The sequence below is a fragment of the Candidatus Electronema sp. JM genome, from assembly GCF_048287415.1.
GTDB lineage: Bacteria > Desulfobacterota > Desulfobulbia > Desulfobulbales > Desulfobulbaceae > Electronema.
This window is the reverse complement of record NZ_JBLWEN010000002.1, coordinates 20,998-39,979: the sequence shown is the minus strand read 5'-3', so window position 1 is coordinate 39,979 and position 18,982 is coordinate 20,998. Positions and strand designations below refer to the sequence as shown.

At 57.6% G+C, this 18,982-nt stretch carries 16 protein-coding genes; 12 read left to right on the top strand and 4 right to left on the bottom strand.

Translation table 11 applies throughout. The features are described 5' to 3' along the window. Positions 1 to 323 precede the first annotated feature (323 nt). On the bottom strand, positions 324 to 521 hold the full coding sequence (locus ACNKH6_RS00860) for a hypothetical protein (protein ID WP_417913653.1): 198 nt from the start codon (positions 519 to 521) through the stop codon (positions 324 to 326). A gap of 60 nt (positions 522 to 581) precedes the next feature. On the opposite strand from ACNKH6_RS00860, the gene secD reads away from it, so the two are divergent. From secD to hflX, 5 genes are all read left to right on the top strand, one after another. Continuing rightward, positions 582 to 3,152: a protein translocase subunit SecD gene (gene secD / locus ACNKH6_RS00855; protein WP_417913652.1), complete on the top strand. Its 2,571-nt coding sequence runs from the start codon at positions 582 to 584 to the stop codon at positions 3,150 to 3,152. Further along, on the top strand, positions 3,139 to 4,329 hold the full coding sequence (locus tag ACNKH6_RS00850) for a DNA cytosine methyltransferase (protein ID WP_417913651.1): 1,191 nt from the start codon (positions 3,139 to 3,141) through the stop codon (positions 4,327 to 4,329). The genes secD and ACNKH6_RS00850 overlap by 14 nt, the downstream gene beginning before the upstream one ends. A 152-nt stretch (positions 4,330 to 4,481) precedes the next feature. Then, positions 4,482 to 5,228 carry a NotI family restriction endonuclease gene (locus tag ACNKH6_RS00845; RefSeq protein WP_417913650.1) on the top strand — a complete coding sequence of 249 codons (747 nt, stop codon included), beginning with the start codon at positions 4,482 to 4,484 and terminating at the stop codon, positions 5,226 to 5,228. A gap of 38 nt (positions 5,229 to 5,266) precedes the next feature. After that, positions 5,267 to 6,658 (top strand): phosphomannomutase, encoded by a 1,392-nt coding sequence (locus tag ACNKH6_RS00840; protein WP_417913649.1) that lies wholly within the window; start codon positions 5,267 to 5,269, stop codon positions 6,656 to 6,658. Positions 6,659 to 6,764: 106 nt separating this feature from the next. After that, a complete protein-coding gene (gene hflX / locus ACNKH6_RS00835; RefSeq protein ID WP_417913648.1) occupies positions 6,765 to 8,300 on the top strand; it encodes a GTPase HflX in 1,536 nt (511 codons plus the stop codon). A gap of 53 nt (positions 8,301 to 8,353) precedes the next feature. Here hflX and ACNKH6_RS00830 read toward each other — a convergent pair whose 3' ends face one another. Further along, entirely contained in the window at positions 8,354 to 9,304 is a 951-nt protein-coding gene (locus ACNKH6_RS00830; protein WP_417913647.1) for a hypothetical protein, read from the bottom strand. A gap of 282 nt (positions 9,305 to 9,586) precedes the next feature. Here ACNKH6_RS00830 and ACNKH6_RS00825 point away from each other — a divergent pair, with 282 nt between their 5' ends. Both ACNKH6_RS00825 and ACNKH6_RS00820 read left to right on the top strand, forming a co-directional pair. Continuing rightward, positions 9,587 to 10,114 (top strand): hypothetical protein, encoded by a 528-nt coding sequence (locus ACNKH6_RS00825; protein ID WP_417913646.1) that lies wholly within the window; start codon positions 9,587 to 9,589, stop codon positions 10,112 to 10,114. A gap of 23 nt (positions 10,115 to 10,137) precedes the next feature. Further along, positions 10,138 to 10,923: an RNA methyltransferase gene (locus tag ACNKH6_RS00820; protein WP_417913645.1), complete on the top strand. Its 786-nt coding sequence runs from the start codon at positions 10,138 to 10,140 to the stop codon at positions 10,921 to 10,923. Between the two features lie 13 nt (positions 10,924 to 10,936). Here ACNKH6_RS00820 and trpA read toward each other — a convergent pair whose 3' ends face one another. Together trpA and ACNKH6_RS00810 are read right to left on the bottom strand one after the other, a co-directional pair. Then, complete coding sequence (gene trpA / locus ACNKH6_RS00815) at positions 10,937 to 11,713, bottom strand: tryptophan synthase subunit alpha (RefSeq protein WP_417913644.1); 777 nt, start codon at positions 11,711 to 11,713, stop codon at positions 10,937 to 10,939. A gap of 138 nt (positions 11,714 to 11,851) precedes the next feature. Next, complete coding sequence (locus tag ACNKH6_RS00810; RefSeq protein ID WP_417913643.1) at positions 11,852 to 13,216, bottom strand: vWA domain-containing protein; 1,365 nt, start codon at positions 13,214 to 13,216, stop codon at positions 11,852 to 11,854. 211 nt (positions 13,217 to 13,427) lie between these two features. On the opposite strand from ACNKH6_RS00810, the gene ACNKH6_RS00805 reads away from it, so the two are divergent. The 5 genes from ACNKH6_RS00805 to ACNKH6_RS00785 all read left to right on the top strand — a co-directional run bounded on the left by ACNKH6_RS00805 (position 13,428) and on the right by ACNKH6_RS00785 (position 18,955). Beyond that, positions 13,428 to 14,849: an MBOAT family O-acyltransferase gene (locus tag ACNKH6_RS00805; RefSeq protein ID WP_417913642.1), complete on the top strand. Its 1,422-nt coding sequence runs from the start codon at positions 13,428 to 13,430 to the stop codon at positions 14,847 to 14,849. A 172-nt stretch (positions 14,850 to 15,021) separates the two neighbouring features. Next, complete coding sequence (locus ACNKH6_RS00800; protein ID WP_417913641.1) at positions 15,022 to 16,014, top strand: alginate O-acetyltransferase AlgX-related protein; 993 nt, start codon at positions 15,022 to 15,024, stop codon at positions 16,012 to 16,014. Between the two features lie 15 nt (positions 16,015 to 16,029). Next, positions 16,030 to 16,266 (top strand): exodeoxyribonuclease VII small subunit, encoded by a 237-nt coding sequence (gene xseB, locus ACNKH6_RS00795; RefSeq protein WP_417913640.1) that lies wholly within the window; start codon positions 16,030 to 16,032, stop codon positions 16,264 to 16,266. 14 nt (positions 16,267 to 16,280) lie between these two features. Further along, positions 16,281 to 18,167, top strand: a complete 1,887-nt coding sequence (dxs, locus tag ACNKH6_RS00790; protein WP_417913639.1) for a 1-deoxy-D-xylulose-5-phosphate synthase — start codon at positions 16,281 to 16,283, stop codon at positions 18,165 to 18,167. After that, positions 18,164 to 18,955 (top strand): hypothetical protein, encoded by a 792-nt coding sequence (locus ACNKH6_RS00785; RefSeq protein ID WP_417913638.1) that lies wholly within the window; start codon positions 18,164 to 18,166, stop codon positions 18,953 to 18,955. The genes dxs and ACNKH6_RS00785 overlap by 4 nt, the downstream gene beginning before the upstream one ends. Positions 18,956 to 18,982: the final 27 nt, after the last annotated feature.

Genomic DNA, 18,982 nt, shown 5'->3' with positions numbered 1-18,982 from the left:
GTGAAGCATACCAAGCGCGGCGGCGTTCCGCAGCAAAAAATGCTCCTGCCTTTTCCGCCCGCGAAGACGCATTCATTTGCTTTTCTCCCTCGGCGGTGATAATATAGTTTATTTTTGCTGAAGCGGAATGCGTGTCCGCATCTCGCCCGCAGGCCTGCGCGAGTCCCACGTCCACGACGTGATCATCACCCGCGAGGTGCCCAACTGCCGCACTGAGGGGCTGTCGCGTTTGCCCTCCTGCTCCGTTCCGCGTGCAAGGTGCCCTGAGCGGAGCAGAACAAGGTGATTTCTGGACGTTTCCGTTTGTTGAGAATGTTCTGTTCTCAGCCTTTTCCTCTCCGCTCAGGCGGCAGCTCTTTTTTGGGCGGCAGGTGCAATACGTTGATAACAAACGACAACTGTTTGTTATCACAAAAACGAGCTGAACTGTTCAACTGGTTTGGCCTGCCGCCAAAAAAAGCGGTTCCAGCCGTTGCATGATGCCCCGGCCTGGCGTATAGTTCATCGTTTTTCATGCTCATGCTTTTTTGCCGCTGCGGTGTTCAGTCCGCAACCGACCACGTTATTTGAGGAAAATTTCTATGAACAACAACCTGAAACTGCGAAGCTGGCTGCTCTTTTTCATGATAGTTTTTTCCATCCTCTTCATTGTGCCGTCGTTTTACAAAGGCACGCCGGAGTGGTGGAAAAAGTATCTGGCCCCCAAAGGACTTCAGCTCGGCCTTGACCTGCAAGGCGGAATGCACCTTGTTCTGCGGGCGGATATAGACAAAGCTCTGAAAAATTCTTTAGAGCTGGCCGCCGCTGATCTGAAAGACCAGCTGGCTGCGAAAAACATCTCGGCGGTGCAGATGGATTCGCCTGACCCGGCGCAATTAGTCTTCACCTTGCCGAACACCGGGGCGGTGGACACGGTCAATCAGCTCGCCAAAAAAGATTTTCCGCACTTGGAAATCAAGGTTGACGCAGCGGCAGGCAGCTTTCCCCGCGTCACGCTCAAACTGGCCAAGCAGGAGAGCGAGCGCATCCGCACCACCGCTGTCACGCAGTCGCTGGAGATCATCCGCAACCGTATTGACCAGTTCGGCGTGGCCGAGCCGGTGATTGTCCAGCAGGGCGACAACGAAATTGTGGTGCAGCTGCCTGGCGTGAAAGACCCGCAGCGGGCGATTGACCTGATCGGCAAGACCGCCCAGCTGGAATTCAAAATGGTGTCTGACGAGGCCGGGCTGGACTTGCCCGCGCTGGTCAGCCAAGCTGTGACTTCCGGGAAATGGAAGGAAGGCGGCAGCATCCGTCAGCTCAATCTTGCCTTGCAGAGCAGTCTGCCCAAAGGCACGGAAATCAGTTTTGAGCGCGTCGTTGACAAGCAGACAAAAAAAGAGCGCAAGGTGCCGCTGCTGCTGGAAAGCCGGGTGATGATGACTGGCGAGATGGTCAAGACGGCCAAAATGGGTTTTGGCGGCAACTTCAACGAGCCGCTGGTGAGCATGGAGCTGACTGGTCGTGGCGGTTCAATTTTTGCTGATATCACCAGCAAGAACGTGGGCCGCCGCTTCGCCATCATCCTTGATGAGGTGGTGCGCTCGGCCCCGGTGATCATTAATAAAATCCTCGGCGGTTCGGCGCAGATTTCCGGCAGCTTCACCACCGAAGAGGCCAATGACTTGGCCATTGTCCTTCGCGCAGGCGCACTGCCCGCGCCAGTGGAAATTATTCAGAACATGACGGTCGGCGCCAGCATGGGCCAGGATGCGATTAATCAAAGCATCAACGCGGGCTTGGCAGGCGCGATTCTGGTGTTGCTCTTCATTGGTGTGTATTACCGCCTCTCCGGCCTGGTCGCAGATTTCGGCCTTGCCCTGAACATTCTTTTCTTAGTCGCTGGGTTGGCTATTTTCGGCGCAACGCTGACCCTGCCCGGCGTGGCAGGCATCATCCTTTCCATCGGCATGGGCGTTGACGCGAACGTCCTGATCTACGAACGGATGCGGGAGGAGTTCGACCTCGGCAAATCGCTGCGCTCCGGCATTTCCGCTGGTTTTGACAACGCCTTCCTCTCGATTGTTGACTCGCAGCTCACCACCCTGATCACCGCGCTGGCCCTCTTTCTCTTCGGCACCGGCCCGATCAAAGGCTTTGCCGTCACCCTTTCGCTGGGCGTAATCTTCAACTTGGTCGCGGCCCTGTTCTGCTCGAGGGTGGCCTTTGACTGGATCGCTGCCAGCCGCAAGGTGGAGACGCTGAAGTTCATGCTCTTCATCAAAAAGCCGAAGATTGATTTCATGGGCATCAGGAAGATCGGCTTCATTGTCTCCGGCTCGCTCACGCTCCTTGGCTTCTTCGCCTTTGCGCAAATCATGCTGGGCAATGCCAATATCGGTGTTGATTTCTCCGGCGGCTCCCTGCTGCAATACAAAGCGGAAAAGCCCTTTGAGCTGGATCAAGTGCGCACTGTTCTGAGCAAAAACGGCTTGGAGACCGATTTGCAGCATGTGACCAGCGAGCACCGCCTGATCATCAAAATCAAGAAGACCGAAGACACGGTCGGACATCTCAGCGACAAAGTCAATACCTCGCTGGCCTCCGTGCAAGGCAATAAGTTCACCTTGGAAAGCCAGTCAGAGATAGGCTCGTCCATCTCCAACACCCTGCGCAACCAAGCCTTGTTCGCCACCGCCATCTCTTTGGTCGGCATTATTCTTTATCTGGGCATCCGCTTCGACCTCAGCTTCGCCGTGGCTGCCGCTGTGGCCTCGTTTCATGACGTGTTCGCCGTGCTGGGCGTGCTCTGGCTGTTAGATGTGGAAATCACCCTGCTGATTCTGACCGCCTTGCTGACGCTGGCTGGCTACTCCCTCAACGACACCGTGGTCATCTTCGACCGCATCCGCGAGAACATCGCCAAGCACGGCGCGGACAGCAACATGCCCCAGATCATCAACATCAGCACCAACGAAGTGCTGGCCCGGACGCTGATCATCTCGCTGGCCACCTTCATGTCGCTGGCCGCCCTCTTCTTCTTTGGCGGCGCGGTGATTCATGATTTTTCCCTTACTCTGCTGCTCGGCATGATAGTCGGCACCTACTCGTCCATCTTCGTGGCCAGCCCGCTGCTGACCCTGAAGAAGCGTGCGAATGTGCATGAATGAACCGGCGGCGCGGACGCTGGCAGATATCTTCGCCGGGGCGGGCGGCCTTTCCTGCGGACTGGAAATGGCAGGATTCCGCCCGCTGCTGGCGAATGAGCTGAATCCTGCCGCCGCCGCGACCTACCGCCTCAACCACCCGGACACCGCGCTGCTGGAGGGCGACATCCGCCAGATCAGCGCGGCGGAGCTGACGGCGCGGCTGGGTCTGCGGCAGGGCGAGCTGGACTTGCTCGCCGGAGGGCCGCCCTGCCAAGGTTTCTCCATCAACGCGCCGGTGCGCTCGTTGGATGACGACCGGAATCATCTTTTTAAAGAATTCATGAGGGCGGCTGAGGTGCTGCGGCCCAAGGCGGTGCTGATCGAAAACGTGCCCGGCATCATCTCGCTGGGCCGGGGCACCGTGGTCGAGCAGATTTATCAGGAGCTGGCCCGGCTTGGCTACACAACTGCGCACCGCATCCTTTTTGCAGGCCATTACGGCGTGCCGCAGCTGCGTTTCCGCACCATTTTCATAGCCCTTCGCTCAAAAAATGCGGAGATCAGCTTTCCGCCGCCGGAATATGCGGCGACGGCTGCCGCAAATTTCACCGGCGCACGCGAGCTTTGCCTTGACATCCTGCCACTGTTTCATCAGCGGCTGAAACCGCAGACCACTGTCTGCGACGCTCTTTCGGATCTGCCGGAAATTGGCCCTGAGCAGCAAGAGGAAATGCTGTCTTATGCGGCTGAACCCACCAACGAATACCAAAAACTGCTGCGGCAGGGCAGTTCTCAAGTTTGTAATCATCGCTGCAACCGACTGAGCACAATCAATCTGGAGCGGCTGCGGCATATTCCGCAAGGCGGCAGCTGGCGTGACATTCCGTTTGAGCTGCTGCCAGCAGGTTTGCGTCGCGCCCGCCGGAGCGATCATACTAAACGCTACGGCAGGCTTGATCCGAACGGTCTTTGCTCCACAATTTTGACCAAATGCGATCCGCACTGGGGCAGTTTTTTTCATCCAACTCAAGACCGGGTGATTTCTGTCAGGGAGGCGGCGAGAATGCAGTCTTTTCCAGATTGCTATCATTTCACCGGCTCGCTGACGCAGCAATATGAGCAGGTCGGCAATGCGGTACCGCCGCTGCTGGCCCGCGCCATTGGCAGGACAATTAGCAACATGCTGGAGCAATGTTAAAAAAAAAGGATATTGTTGAAATCTTTGGCCATGCGCCTGATGATCTTTCTCTGTCCGCAAGGTCATTGTGGAATTTGGGCGCATGTCCTTTTCTCAAAAAATCCTGTATTAAAATTAACCATGATCAGAGCATTGTTTACGGCACCTGTTCTGTGACTTCGCCTCATGGCGATGTCATTATCTGTCCAAACCGTTTCTACGCAGACAACTACGCTGTTCTGCGGCGGGCTGCGGAAGATGCCTTCGGCAGTATTCCTTTCCTGCTTTTCAGTGAGTATATTGAGCAGCGCGGTAAAATCAAAGAATGCGTTGTTGTTCTTGGCAAGAATTCAGGAAAGGAGATTCAGGCAGGCCGGAGCCTTTCAATAGATTGGATTCTGGCCCGGATTGAGGGCGGCCAGCTTGCGGAATATATAGGTCTTGAAATACAAAGCATAGATATAACAGGGAACTACAGGGATGCTTGGCATGGATATAAAAATCTGCCAATCACGAAAAAAAATTCTGAAGAGCTTCCTTCCTCAAATCACGGCCTGAATTGGGCAAATGTTCATAAACGGCTGATTCCTCAGCTCATCCGCAAGGGAATTATCTGCTCGCGTTCAAACCTTGTCAAAAAAGGTCTGTATTTTATTCTGCCAGAAGTTGTTTTCAAAAAATTTGAAGACGTTGTCGGTGCAGATATTCCTCACGCTGCAAAGGCGGCTTCTGATACTCTGACCGTTTTCACCTATCAGTTAGGTGCCGCTGAACAGGCAGGCTGGCATCGGCAACTGCTGCCTGCTCGCACGCTTCGCTTCACCTTGAACGACTTCTCAACCCGCTTCATCTCCGGGCCTGATCTCCCTTCCGGCGAGGCGCTGGACGCAGCCGTCCAGCGTGTTCTTGGTTCAGAATGAAACCGCCCTCCTTGAAAACCTTTTCACCATCATAAACTATGCCGCAGCTTAAATGTTTCACCGCGTATGATGTCCGGGGCCGTGTGCCAGAAGAACTGAACCCGGAAATTGCGGCGCGGATTGGCTTGGCCTTCTGCTGCCAGATCAAGGCCCGCAAGATCGTGATTGGCCGTGATGTCCGCCTGTCCAGCCCGGAGCTTGCCGAAACCCTCTGCGATGTGCTGACCAAGACAGGCATTGATGTCCTTGACATTGGTCTCTGCGGCACCGAGGAGGTCTATTTTGCGGTCTTCAGCGGTGAGGCGGAAGGGATTGACGGCGGCATCATGGTCACGGCCAGTCATAATCCGGCGGAATGGAATGGGATGAAGTTTGTCTGCCAAGGGGCAAAGCCGATGTCCTCAGATTCCGGGCTGCTGGAGGTGGCGGCGCGGGCGGCGGATGCGGAGTGGTGCCGTGCCGCGCTGCTGAAAAATCCGGCTCTTGTCGGACGCAATCAGAAGATGCCGAACAAGCATCGCTATATCTCGCACCTGCTGTCCTATATTGCTGTCCCTGCGCTCAAGCCGCTCAAGATTGTGGTCAATGCAGGCAACGGCTGTGCTGGGCCAGTTCTTGATTTGCTGGCGCAGCGGCTGCCGATTACGTTTGTCCGGCTCAATTGGCAGCCGGACGGCACGTTTCCGAATGGAGTGCCCAATCCCCTGCTGCCGGAAAATCGGGAAGAAACTGCTCAAGCTGTGCGCGAACACAACGCGGATTTAGGCGTGGCATGGGACGGCGACTGTGACCGCTGCTTTCTGTTTGACGAAAATGGCCGGTTCATTGAAGGGTATTACATTGTTGGCCTGCTCGCTGCGGCTCTGTTGACGCGGCATCCGGGCGGGGTGATCCTGCATGATCCGAGGCTGATCTGGAACACTCAAGAGATGGTGCGTGAGGCTGGCGGCACGCCGATGATGGTCAAAACCGGCCATGCCTTCATCAAAGAGGCCATGCGGCGGGAAAACGCCCTCTACGGCGGCGAAATGTCCGCCCATCATTATTTCCGTGACTTTGGCTGCTGCGATTCCGGGATGCTGCCGTGGCTGCTGGTCTGCCAGCTTTTGAGTGCGCAGCGCACCACGCTGTCGGCGTTAGTGGATGAGCGGATGCGGGCTTTTCCAGTCAGCGGCGAGATCAACTCCACAGTGGCTGATCCTGACGCGGTCATCCGCAGCGTGGAAGCGCGGCACAGCGACGGCGAGAAGGATTATACGGATGGGCTTTCAGTCAGTTATCCAAGGTGGCGTTTCAATCTGCGCAAATCCAACACCGAGCCAGTGCTGCGCCTGAATGTGGAAACCCGTGCGGATGAAGCCCTGCTGCAGACGAAAACCCAAGAGCTGCTCGACCTGATCCGGGGCCAGAACGTTCCCCCGGCGGTTTGAACGCAAGGAGGTCATCATTTCCATCGTCGGCCATACAGCAGGACTAAAGAGTAGCCAGCTCCGGCAGCTGGAGCTGCTGCTCAAGAAGAAAATCAGCCCGGACGAGGTGATCAGCCTGGATGCCGCCCGCAGCCTGGCGGCCTTGTCTGCCGAGCTGAACCGCCAGCTTGGCCTGCTCATCCAGCGTTCCGGCGTGGTTGATACCGTCATTGTCGGCGACCACGACCGGATCATGATCCCGGTTTTGCAGAACACCCGCAGCGGCGGCGGTCGTCTCTGCGGCCTGCGCTGCGTCCACACGCATTTCAGCACCAGCGGCCCGGACGAGGAGGACATCATGGACTTGGTCTGCCTCCGTCTGGATTTGATGGCCGTGCTGACGTTCAGCAGCGGTGAGGCGGAATTGCTGCGCTGCGTTCATGTCCAGCCGGAGCGCGGCGGCGGTGATGGCTGGCGGCTGCTGGAGCCGTTCCGCCCGGCAGAGGAGCCGTTCTCCTGCCTCGGTCTGATTGAGGGGATTGAAACCGAGCTGGCCCGCAGCCAGCCGACGCGCGAGGTGGACAAAGGCAAAGACCGGGCCATTCTTGTTTCCGTCAGCACCGGGCCGCGCGGCTTGGCGGCGGAGTCCATGCTGGAGCTGGCCGAGCTGGCCCGCGCCGCCGAGGTCGAGGCTGTCGAGCAGGTGATTCAGCACCGCAGCAAGGCTGATCCGCGTTATATATTAGGCCGGGGCAAGCTGCTGGAAATCATGCTGATCAGCCTGCGCAGCGGGGCCAATCTGCTCATTTTTGATCAGGAGCTGAGTCCCTCGCAGGTGCGCTCGATCACCAGCCGCACCGACCTGCGGGTGATTGACCGCACCCAGCTCATTCTCGACATCTTCGCCCGCCGCGCCCGTTCACGGGAAGGCCGCCTGCAAATTGAGATGGCCCAGCTCAAATACCTGCTGCCCTTTCTCGCCAGCCGGGACGATTCGCTGTCGCGCCTCACCGGCGGCATCGGCGCGCGCGGCCCCGGCGAGACCAAGCTGGAGATTGACCGCCGCCGGATCAAAGACCGCATCGCCCGCCTGAGCGACGAGCTGAAAGAGGTCGGCCAGCAGCGGCAGCACCGCCGGAGCCGCCGCCGCAAGCACGAGGTGCCGGTGGTCTCCTTGGTCGGCTACACCAACGCGGGCAAATCCACCCTGCTCAACAGCCTGACCGGCGCGGACATTTTCGCCGAGGACATGCTCTTCGCCACGCTGGATCCCACCTCGCGCCGCTTCCGCCTGCCCGGCGGGACAGAGGCGGTGCTGACCGACACTGTCGGCTTCATCCGCAACCTGCCCGCCGAACTGCTCAAAGCCTTCGCCTCTACCTTGGAAGAGCTGCATGAGGCCGACCTGCTCCTGCATGTGATTGACGCGGCCAATCCCGCCTGGCCGCAGCAGGCTGAGGCCGTGGACAGCCTCCTGCGCGAGCTGGAGCTGGAGCATATACCCTGCCTGCGGCTGTACAACAAGATTGACCTGCTGCCGGACGCGCTCCTGCCGCCGCAGATTGTTGAGGCTGAGGACGGCCTTTGTCTCAGCGCGGCCAATCCGGCAACGTTGACCGCGCTGCTGGCGGCGATTGAGGAACAAATTCAGCCGCAAAAATAGCAAAGGCGGAAGGTGCTGCACCTTCCGCCTTGTGTCAGACTGCGGCCTGTTGCTTAGAAGCGGCAGCGCAGACCGGCTCCGAAGCGTCCGTAGTTGGCAATGTCGTCAAACTCATCCACAGCCGAGCGGGCCTCGAAGAACAGCGAGGCATTGAAGGTTTCCGGGCTGCCGTAGATGCGTGCGCCGATATCGGCGATCACGTCCACGTCGGTGTCTTCAGCCGACAGTTTGTCATTGCCTGAGGTGATCCAGCCGCCCAGACCAACTCCGACGAAGGCCGACGACCACTGGTTGCCGAACATGAAGCGGAACCAGTCATACTGAAGCAGAAAATCCACCAAGATGGCATCGGTGCCGTCTGTGCCGGAAAGATGCGGCGCACCGCCGACCATGGCCAAAAACGACCAGCGTTCGCTCAGAGAATGCTCAACACCGGCCCGCAGCATGAGATAATCGCCTGGATCAGACTGATGCAGATAGCCTGCGTCAGCGACAAAGCGGAAGTTGTAGCAGGAGAGGCAGCCGACTTTTCCTTCGCCGACCACAGTGCCGCTGCCAATCACTTCTTTCAAGGCCAGATTGCCGCAGGCCAGCGGCACAGCAAACACATACTGCGAGCCATTGCTGGAAATGGAAAACTCATAGGCGGCAATGCGTCTTTTTCCGCCCCAGACCATGTCGTTCACCACCCGCACCGGGCCTTGGCCGCCATTATCCTTGGACAGCATCCAGACGAAGGTCTGGCCGGGCAGATAGTCAACCCGGCTCACCGCCGCCTTCGGGAACTGCTCCATCAACGGCTGGTACAGCTCAGGATAGCCAGCCTGATAGAGACCGTCGCGAATGTCTTCCTGCGCCGTCGCCATCATCGAGCTGAGATCAGCGGTTGAACGCAGGGGCGGCTGATAGAACGGATTGCGCCGCACGTCAGTCACCGTCTCCGCATGGCCTGCGGCGACAGTCAGCAGCAGCAGAACGGCTTGCAGCAGAACTTTCAGCTTCATTCTTCGTCCCTCCTTCCTTCTTGTGGCTTGAATTTTCTCAGCGCAGCTCTGCCGGACCGAGAAGTTAAAAATTTTGTATCCGCTATTTATAGAGACTTTGCCGCCAGCCCGCAAGACAAAAGAGGCCATGACCGGGAAAAAAACACCACAGAAACCTTGGTGCGGTCAGTTTGCCCCTGAAAAAGGTGCTTGCGCAATGGCCGCAAATATGGTTCTTGATATTGGTGCGGCGGCATGTTCTTCTGGCCGCCTCTCTCCCACTCCATTTTTGCGAGGTCTGTCATGGAAGAAACAAGCTGGCTTGCGGAACTGCTGGCCAACCATTATGTGCGCGGTCTGGCAGTCGGCCTGCTGATCGCCTTCGCCTTCTGGGTGCGTTCGGTGATCAAAGTGCGGACATTGCACGGCGATATCCGCAAGCTGCGCGGGCATTTGCAAACCAAGTTCGAGATTGAGTCAACGGAAAACGAACGGCGCAAGGAAGAGCTGAACCAGCTTCGGCAGGAGCGCGACAATCTCCGCAACATGATTCAGGTGCTGAATCAGAAACCGGGCAAACAGGAAATCCGGCAGGCCCAGGTCTATCAGAAGGCGGCGGAGATCATGTTTGAGAAATCGCCCGGCTTTGCTCCGGTCTGGCAGATCACCCTGCGCGAGGCCGAGGAGGAGATGCGCAACGCTGAAAAGGGCCTGATTCCCTTCTTCAAACGGATCACCTCCAGCAGCCCGGCAGCCGCGCCTGCCGCCGAGCAAAAAATGCCCCAGCACGGCAAGCACCGCCTTGAGCTGGACGACCCGGCCAACCTCTGAGTTTTGCTCCCGGAATGTCTGAGATGCTGACTGAGCCACAAGCTGCGGCCCTGCCCGGCTGCGGCCTGATTTTAGTGCGGCCCAAATACCCGGAAAACATTGGCGCGGCGGCCCGCATCGCCTGCAATTTCGGCATCGGCCAGCTGACCGTTGTGGCCGATGAGCCGCCGGAGCAGGAACGGATGCTGAAAATGGCCACGCACAAGGCTGCTCATCTGATTGAAAATTTGCAGATCGTCAGCAGCTCCCGCGAGGCCGCCGCGCCGTATCAGTTCCTTGTCGGCACCACGGCCCGGCAGGGCAAATACCGGACAGTTGAGGTCAAATACCCCCGCGAGGTGATGGCCGGGCTGGTGCCGCTCATCGCTGACGGCAGCCGGGCGGCCCTGATGTTCGGCCCGGAAAGCAGCGGCCTCAGCAACGAAGACCTCGACCTCTGCCAGTTCGCCCTCACCATTCCCACGGCGGATTTTTCCTCGCTCAATCTGGCCCAAGCTGTCGCCATCTGCTGCTATGAGCTGTACATGGCGGCAGGCGCGGTTCCTCCAGCGGGCGGCGGCGGCCAGTACGCCAACTCCCACGAGCTGGAGGGCATGTACGAGCATATAGACCAAGCCCTGAGCCGGATCGGTTTTCTTCACGACACCAGCCGCAGCTACTGGATGCGCAACATCCGCCAGTTTCTCAGCCGCACCCGGATCAAAAAGAAAGAAGCCAGCCTGATCCGGGGCGTGTGCCGGAAATTCCTCTGGCACAGCGGCGGCCAAGGCTGGGTGCCGCCGGAGCGAGAGGAAGGAAGCGGTTCTTGAGAAACGCAAATTTTTAACAGCGCGGTGACAACGAGCGGATGAACGGCCCAACTGCCGCTGCGCCTTCGCGCTCCACTAATTTGATGGTGGCGGTGCCGATCACGGCCATATCCGCCTTGCCTTCCAGCATGGCCACATCCTCGCGGCTGGCAATGCCGAAGCCGACTGCCAGCGGCAGATCGGTCGCCGCGCGGCAGCGGGCCAGATAAGCGGCCAAAGACTCGTCCACTTCAGTGTGCTGGCCGGTCACTCCCTTGCGAGCCACGCAGTAGATAAAGCCGCCGCCTTCTTTGGCAACCGCCGTCATCCGCGCCTCGCTTGAAGTCGGGGTGAAGAACATCACCGCAGCAAGGCTGTGTTCTTTCGCCAAGCGCAGATAGTCCGCGCCCTCTTCCGGCGGCAGGTCGGGAATGATGAAGCCCTTGATGCCGATCTCCGCTGAATGCCGAATGAACTCCGCGAAACCATAGCGGTAGGCGATGTTGCAGTAGGTCATAAACAGGAAATGTACCTGCGGATATTCCTGCGCCATTTCAGCGGCAAAGGCCATGCAGCCGCGCACGGTCGCGCCTGCGGCCAGCGCGTCCTGATTAGCCTTCAGCAGCACCGGGCCGTCGGCCATCGGCTCGGAAAAGGGTATTTGCAGCTCGATGCAGTCCACGCCGTTTTCTGCCATCTGCCGGATCACCTCCCGGTTGACAGCGAAAGAGGGATAGCCGAGCACCAAATGGGTCATCAGCAGCAAAGGCTTCCGCGCCAGCCGCTGCCGCAAATCATCCTGCATGTTCATAATCTCGTTGTTTCTGTTGAAAGAAAAAAACAGCCTGCCTTCAGCGGGCCAATTCCTACAGCGAACATAGTTTAACTCTAATTCATCGAAGGCGGCCTTGCTTTAAGACCATCTCCCCAGCCAATGCGATGGATGCGTTCAGCAGCCTTCAACCGCCTGCGCACGGTGTTTGACCTTTTTCTGCTCTAAGGAACGTTCCTTGCTGTCCATCGGCTTGTTGACACTCTGGGCGTAGGAGTCCATCTGCGTCAGCTCGTTCTGCACTTTGGGGCTGGCCGCAGCCGGAGCAACCGCTTCGATTTTATTCCGCGCTGCGCCAAGAATGGCGGCAGCCCGGCTCTGATCGCCTTTGTCCACAGCCAACGCCGCCTCTTTTTTCGCCTGATTGGCCTCAAACACAGCGGCCCGCTCCAGCACCTCCTTGTTCTGGCGCGAGGCCACGCTTTTTTCGTCATCCGTGTAGATCACGCCAAGACTGTCGGACAGCGAAAGAGGGGCGGCGCTGCCCGGCTCCAGATAGCTGACGCTGACGCGGGCCGCATTGTCCAGCCGTCCTGCGCCCCGCTGTTTCGGCAGAACGCGAATCTGCATCCGCCGCCGTTCTCCAGCAGCCAAATCGCCGAAACGCACCGTGACCGTGTTGCCGTCCACCGCGTAGGTGTTGGCGAAAACCTGATCCACAGCCAGATCGCTGCCCAAGGTAATCGTGACGCGGATGTCGGCGGCGGCAAGCTGCTCGACTGACTTGAATTCCTTGGCCAAGATGCTGTTCATGCTTTCCGGGTGATCAATAAAATAGTAGGTGCCCCGGCCAGTTTCAGCGATGGCGGCCAGCAGGTCTTCGTTGAATTCCAAGCCCACGCCGAAGCTGCTCAGGGAGATGCCTTCCGCCGCCTGCGCCTGCACTAACTGCGCCAGCTCACCGTTGGAGGTGATGCCGATATTGGCCAAGCCGTCAGACAGCAGCAGCACCCGGCTGATTGCCGAAGGAGTGGCGTGCCGCCGCACCTGCTGAAAACCTTCGATCAGCCCTTCACCGAGATTGGTGCCGCCAGTCGCCTCAAGCGAGTTGATCAGCCCCTCCATGCGCTGCCCATCCTCAACCGGCTGCGATGGATACAGCACTCTGGCGCGGTTGCTGTAGGCAATCAGAGCGAAGCGGTCTTCCGGGCGCAGGCGGTTGAGCATGGCGATGGCCGCCTGCTTGACATAATTCAGCTTGTTCTGTTCAGCCATTGAGCCGGAGGTGTCCAGCACCAAGGCCAGATTGAGCGGCACCCGCCGCCGCTGGCCGAGAGCTTCCGGCGCAGTCACCAGCACTTCCAGATAGTGCGCTCCCGGGCGGGCAGCATAAATGTGGTCGCTGTCAAAAGAGGCATTGAGCTGGAGCCGGTCGGCAGAGCCGGTGCAGGCGGCGGCAAGGACAAAAAGCATGGCCAAAGCCAGCAGCGGCAGGACTGAATTCAGCCTGCGCCGAAAAAAAAGGATGCGGCGGGTGTTCATGATGCAAGACCTCCTTGCGCGGAATTGAGGATAGGGAAAACAGCGGACAGCATCCAAGATTTAACGCGACGGTGAGAAAATGCAAGTAAAAACATCATTGCGGTCGCAGGAGTTGAAAAATATCGGCATCCGATTTAAACTCAATCCTCACTGTGCTGCCGCCGGTCTCAACAGCCTGCTGAACTCGTATTTTTGGTGAACAGGTATTTCTATGCCATTTTATTCGCTCAGTTTTCTTTTTTTCTTCCTCCCCGCCGTTTTGACTGGCTGCTGGTTGTCCGGCCAGCGGCTGCGCAGCATATTTCTACTGTTTGCCAGCCTGCTGTTTTACTCGTGGAGTTCTTGGAATGCGCTGCCTTTTCTTCTTGTGCTTATAAGCGGTAATTTTTTTGCCGGATTGCTGCTCGACCGTCTGCGGAACAGCTGGCTGCGCGGCCTTCTTTTCAGTCTGATGATTGCGGCAAATTTTTTTCCGCTTTTTTATTACAGATATTTTGCCTTTTTTCTCAACGGCCTCAGTCAGCTGCGGCCAGACTGGCGACTGCCGCTGGCTCCGCCGGATACCTCCTTGACTCCTCTGGGTATTTCGTTCATCACCTTTCATGCCGTCTCGTATCTGGCCGATATCTTTCGCCGAAGCGCAGAGGCCGAAACAAATATTGTCCGGCTGGGTCTTTATTTTTCCTTTTTCCCAAAAATTGCCGCCGGGCCGATTCAACAATATGCTGAAGTGGCAGCACGTTCAAGCGGCATGGCAGGTTTTGCCAATTTTTCCGCTGGAACCGAACGCTTCATCATTGGCCTGAGCAAAAAACTGCTGCTCGCCAATGTGCTGTCAGAAATCGCCGGACAGGGCTTTGACTGTCCCGCTGCCGAATTGACCACCGCTGCCGCATGGCTGGGCGCGGTCTGCTATACCCTGCAAATTTACTTCGATTTTTCTGGCTACTCTGACATGGCCATTGGTCTGGGCCTGATGTGCGGCTATCGCCTGCCAGAGAACTTCACGTATCCTTATGCGGCCCAGTCTGTGCGCGAGTTCTGGCGGCGTTGGCATATCACGCTTTCGCGCTGGTTCCGCGACTATCTGTATATTCCTCTGGGCGGCAGCCGACATGGCGAGCTGCGCACCTGCGTCAATCTCCTGCTTGTGTTTTTGCTCTGCGGCCTGTGGCACGGCGCAAACTGGACTTTTCTTATCTGGGGTCTCCTGCATGGCCTCTTTCTGGTTTTTGAACGGCTTTTTCTTGCTGGGCTGCTGGCCAAGCTGCCCAGAGCAGTCCGGCACAGCTATCTGCTTATTTTTGTTATTATCTCGTGGGTGTTTTTCCGCGAAGATTCGCTGTATGAAGCGTGGCTCCATCTCCGGGCTATGGCCGGATTTCCGATAAATCCGCTTGATAATCCGTGGATACTGCTTAAAATGGACGGGCAGCTTTTTTCGGTTCTGATCATTTCAACGCTGCTGGCGTTTCCTTTTCTCAAGCAGGGTGTTCAGGCAGCCTGTTCTTTCGCGCCGCTGGCCGTTTTTGTTGAAATTGCACGCGGCATCGCTTTGGCGGCACTGTTTCTTCTTTCCTTGCTGGAGCTGGCATCAGGAACCCAGAATGCGTTTATCTACTTCCAGTTCTGAAATCATGCCGCGTAAAGTAAAAAACTTTATCCAAGGGGCTGTTGCGATTTTTTTTGCGGCAGCCTTAGCGGTATTCTGCATCGGCACGATCTCGGCAGAGAAAGAAGATATTTCCTTGCAGGAAAAAAGGCAGCTCGCAAAATTTCCAAATTTTATCCCTACGGCAGCTCGCTTGCCAGAATGGACAAAAGCTGCGGATGCTTATGTTCAGGATCATTTTCTTTTCCGCGACAAACTGATTGCTGGCAATGCCTTATTACGGCTGTGGTTGTTCAATACCAACAAATCGCAGAACTGGATTGTGCTGCCCGGAAAAGACGGCTGGCTGTTTTATCTTGGCGATTGGGCGATGCACAATTATTTACGGATACCTTCAGCCGAAGATAAAGAGACAGTCCGGGCTTGGGAGCGGACGCTGGTGTTCCGCCAGCAGCTGATGGCCGGAAAAGGAGCAGAATATCTTGTGGCCATCGCGCCCAATAAAGAAGATCTGCACCCGGAATATTTTCCTGAACGCTTCAGTAATCGGCGGGGCACAACAATGCTGGAGCTGATGCGGCGGCACATGAACAGCAGTTTGGCGGCCAGCCATTTTCTTGATTTAACAGAACCGTTGCAGCAGGCAAAACAGGCCGGACAGATTTATTTCAAAACCGACAGCCATTGGAATGATCGAGGTGCCTATGCCGCTTATCGCGCCATTATGAAGTGGATTCAACAACGGCATCCCGCAGCGGCGGCCTTGCCAGAGGAACGATTTTTTCGCCGCGTCGAGCCAAATTCCTTTGGCGGTGACTTGGTTCTGGCAATGGGGCTGACTGGACTCCTTACCGAAACACAGGAAACATGGGAGACTGCACAGCCCTGCTCCAGCCCGAAGAATATCATCCTTACACCAGCGGAGCAGCCAGAAGGCCGCACACTGGAGAAAAACGGCTGTCCAACTGGCCAGCCCCTGCGGCTGTTAGTCATTTCTGATTCCTTTATTGACGGAATGAGACAATTCCTCAACGAAACGTTTCAGCAGGTTGTGTACAGCCGGGAAATGGAATTCCCGCTGCTTAGGAATTTTATTGACGAATATCAGCCCGACATCGTGCTTGATCTGCGCGTTGCCCGTAATCTGCCGAAAGTGATGTCGCCCGGCCAAGATGAAGCGCATTAAGCTGCGCGAGACAACATGATGACCAAAAAGACCTTTGAGCAGGCATTGGCCAAGTTGGAGCAACTTGTTGCGGAGCTGGAGCAGGGCGATATCGCCTTGGATTCCGGCCTGAAGAAATTTGACGAAGGCGTGCAGCTCGCCGCATTTTGCAGCCAGAAGCTGCATGAGGCCCGCAGCCGGGTTGACCTGCTCTTGGACAATGAGACCGACGGCTTGACGGCAGTTCCTTTCAACACGGCAGGCGAAAATTGAATCCCAAGGATCACATGACGGAAGCCGAACTCAGCCTGCTCGAAACCATTGATTCTCCGGCGGACCTGCGCGGCCTGTCTGTGCCGGAGCTGGAGCAGCTCGCCGGGGAAATCCGGGCGCGGATCATCGCCACGGTGGCTGAGAACGGCGGCCATCTTGCCCCTAGTCTCGGCGTGGTCGAGCTGACGCTTGCCCTTCATTACATCTTCAACACCCCGGAAGACAAGCTGATTTGGGACGTGGGCCACCAGTGCTACGCCCACAAGCTGCTCACAGGCCGCCGCGACAAATTCCACACCCTGCGCCAGCATCAGGGCATCAGTGGCTTTCCCAAGCGGGCGGAGAGCGAATACGACACCATCGAGACTGGCCACAGCTCCACCTCCATTTCCTTTGGGCTGGGGCTGGCGGCGGCCAAGGCCATTCAAGGCGAGCCGGGCAAGGTCATTGCCGTGATCGGCGACGGCTCGATGACCGGCGGCATGGCCTTTGAAGCCCTCAATCACGCGGGCGACCTGCACAAAAATCTGATCGTCATTCTCAATGACAACGAGATGTCCATCTCGGCCAATGTCGGCGCGCTGTCGAGCTTCCTCAGCCGAAAGATGTCCTCGAAAACCATGCGCCGCCTCAAAGACCGCATTGAGGACGGCCTGAAGCTCTGCTCAGTGGGCGAGAATATTCTCAGTGTCCTGCGCAAGTCTGAGGAAAGCCTGAAAGTGCTCTTCACTCCGGGAATGCTTTTTGAGGCCTTCAAGTTTGATTACATCGGCCCGATTCCCGGCCACGACTTGCCTGTGCTGCTGGAAACTTTGGAAAATGTCCGCGACAACAGCCCCGGCCCGGTCTTGGTGCATGTGTTGACCACCAAGGGCAAGGGTTATGAGCCAGCGGAAAAAAATCCGGGCGACTATCACGGCCTTGGCCCGTTCTCCATTGCGAACGGCAAACCGCTGCCCGCTGCTGGCCCGCCGTCCTACACCGCTGTTTTCAGCAAGACGGTCTGCGAGCTGGCTGCAAATGACCAGCGCATTGCCGGCATCACCGCCGCCATGCGGGCAGGCACCGGACTGCTGGAGTTCAGCAAGCGTTTTCCTGACCGCTTTTTTGATGTCGGCATTGCCGAGCAGCACGCCGTCACCTTTGCCGCCGGGCTATCTTTGGCTGGCTTGCGCCCAGTTGTCGCGGTCTATGCCAGCTTCATCCAGCGGGCCGTGGATCAGCTTATTCATGATGTCTGCCTGACCAATCTGCCCGTGGTTTTCGCCATTGACCGGGCAGGTGTGGTTGGCGACGACGGCCCCACGCATCATGGCGTATTCGACATCTCCCTGCTCCGCTGCGTCCCCAACCTGACCTTGATGGCTCCCAAGGACGAGAACGAGCTGCGCCACATGCTCTTCACCGCTGTGCAGCATGACGGCCCCTGCGCGGTCCGTTATCCGCGCGGCAGCGGCGAGGGCGTGCCGATGGACGAGGAGCTGCGCCTGCTGCCTGTCGGCAAAGGTGAGCTGCTGCGCGAGGGCGGCGATGTCCTGCTGCTGCCGGTTGGCAACCGCGTTTATGCGGCAATGCAGGCAGCAGAAGGCTTGGCCAAGCTCGGCGTGGAAGCGGCGGTGATCAACCCCCGCTTCATCAAGCCGCTCGACATTGAGTTGATCAGCTCGTGGGCGGAACGCTGCGGCAGGGTGCTGACCATTGAGGATCATGCTAAAAAAGGCGGCTTCGGCAGTGCGGTGGCGCAGATGCTGCATGAGCGGCATTTGATGCTGCCTGTACGCATTCTTGGTTACGGCGACAAATTCATTGAACAGGCTCCGCAGCAAGTGTTGTGGAAAGATGCTGGGATTGATACTGCCGGAATCATTAAAGCAGCCTTAGAACTGATGCAGCAGAAATGACTTTTCTCGCCGACACCCATCTGCATCTGTATTCTTGCTACAATCTCGACTGCGCTTTTTCCGGCCTGCTCGACAGACTGGCGGCAGAAGACGCTCAAATTCCCTGTTTCGGCTGTCTGGCGGAACGCGCTGGCTGCAATTTCTACGCGCAGATTCAGGCAGGAAAAATCGTTCTCCGTGATTTCAGCCTCCAGTCTGACAGCCGCCAGCTCATCCTTCAGCGCACAAGCGACGGCAGGCAGCTCACCCTGCTGCCGGGCCGCCAGATTGTCGCGGCAGAGCGAATTGAGGTGCTTGCCCTTTGCACCGACGCGCTCTTTGCCGACGGCCTTCCGGCAGCAGAACTGATCAAAGCAATTCGGGAACAAAACGGCGTGCCGGTGCTGCCGTGGTCGCCGGGCAAATGGTTTTTTCAGCGCGGCAAGGTGATTGATCAGCTGCTGCGCCGCTTCAGCCCGCAGGATGTGCTTATCGGCGATGTCAGCCTGCGGCCTCAAGGCTGGCCGCTGCCGCTGCTGATGCGCAAAGCCAAGCGGCTGGGCTATCAAATCATCAGCGGTTCCGATCCGCTGCCCTTCAGCGGCGAGGAAGCCCAGTTCGGCAAATTTGGCTCCCGCATCATTTGCGCAGAAACAGGCTTGTCTCCTGATGACGCGCTGCGCTCGCTGCTCCGGGGCGAGGGGGACGCGATAAGTATCGGCATTAGATCAACCTTCCTTGAACTGCTCCGCCGCCTGCGCTATAATCAGGTAAGCAAAGGGCAAAATCTGCCTGAACAATCAACCTGACAAGGTGACAAGGTGACAAGGTGACAA

Bases quoted from the DNA above. Each gene is read 5' to 3' on its own strand.
- ACNKH6_RS00860 (WP_417913653.1), bottom strand. From the start codon at position 521: ATGAGCATGAAAAACGATGAACTATACGCCAGGCCGGGGCATCATGCA.
- secD (WP_417913652.1), top strand. From the start codon at position 582: ATGAACAACAACCTGAAACTGCGAAGCTGGCTGCTCTTTTTCATGATA.
- ACNKH6_RS00850 (WP_417913651.1), top strand. From the start codon at position 3,139: ATGTGCATGAATGAACCGGCGGCGCGGACGCTGGCAGATATCTTCGCC.
- ACNKH6_RS00840 (WP_417913649.1), top strand. From the start codon at position 5,267: ATGCCGCAGCTTAAATGTTTCACCGCGTATGATGTCCGGGGCCGTGTG.
- ACNKH6_RS00830 (WP_417913647.1), bottom strand. From the start codon at position 9,304: ATGAAGCTGAAAGTTCTGCTGCAAGCCGTTCTGCTGCTGCTGACTGTC.
- ACNKH6_RS00825 (WP_417913646.1), top strand. From the start codon at position 9,587: ATGGAAGAAACAAGCTGGCTTGCGGAACTGCTGGCCAACCATTATGTG.
- ACNKH6_RS00820 (WP_417913645.1), top strand. From the start codon at position 10,138: ATGCTGACTGAGCCACAAGCTGCGGCCCTGCCCGGCTGCGGCCTGATT.
- trpA (WP_417913644.1), bottom strand. From the start codon at position 11,713: ATGAACATGCAGGATGATTTGCGGCAGCGGCTGGCGCGGAAGCCTTTG.
- ACNKH6_RS00810 (WP_417913643.1), bottom strand. From the start codon at position 13,216: ATGAACACCCGCCGCATCCTTTTTTTTCGGCGCAGGCTGAATTCAGTC.
- ACNKH6_RS00805 (WP_417913642.1), top strand. From the start codon at position 13,428: ATGCCATTTTATTCGCTCAGTTTTCTTTTTTTCTTCCTCCCCGCCGTT.
- xseB (WP_417913640.1), top strand. From the start codon at position 16,030: ATGATGACCAAAAAGACCTTTGAGCAGGCATTGGCCAAGTTGGAGCAA.
- dxs (WP_417913639.1), top strand. From the start codon at position 16,281: ATGACGGAAGCCGAACTCAGCCTGCTCGAAACCATTGATTCTCCGGCG.
- ACNKH6_RS00785 (WP_417913638.1), top strand. From the start codon at position 18,164: ATGACTTTTCTCGCCGACACCCATCTGCATCTGTATTCTTGCTACAAT.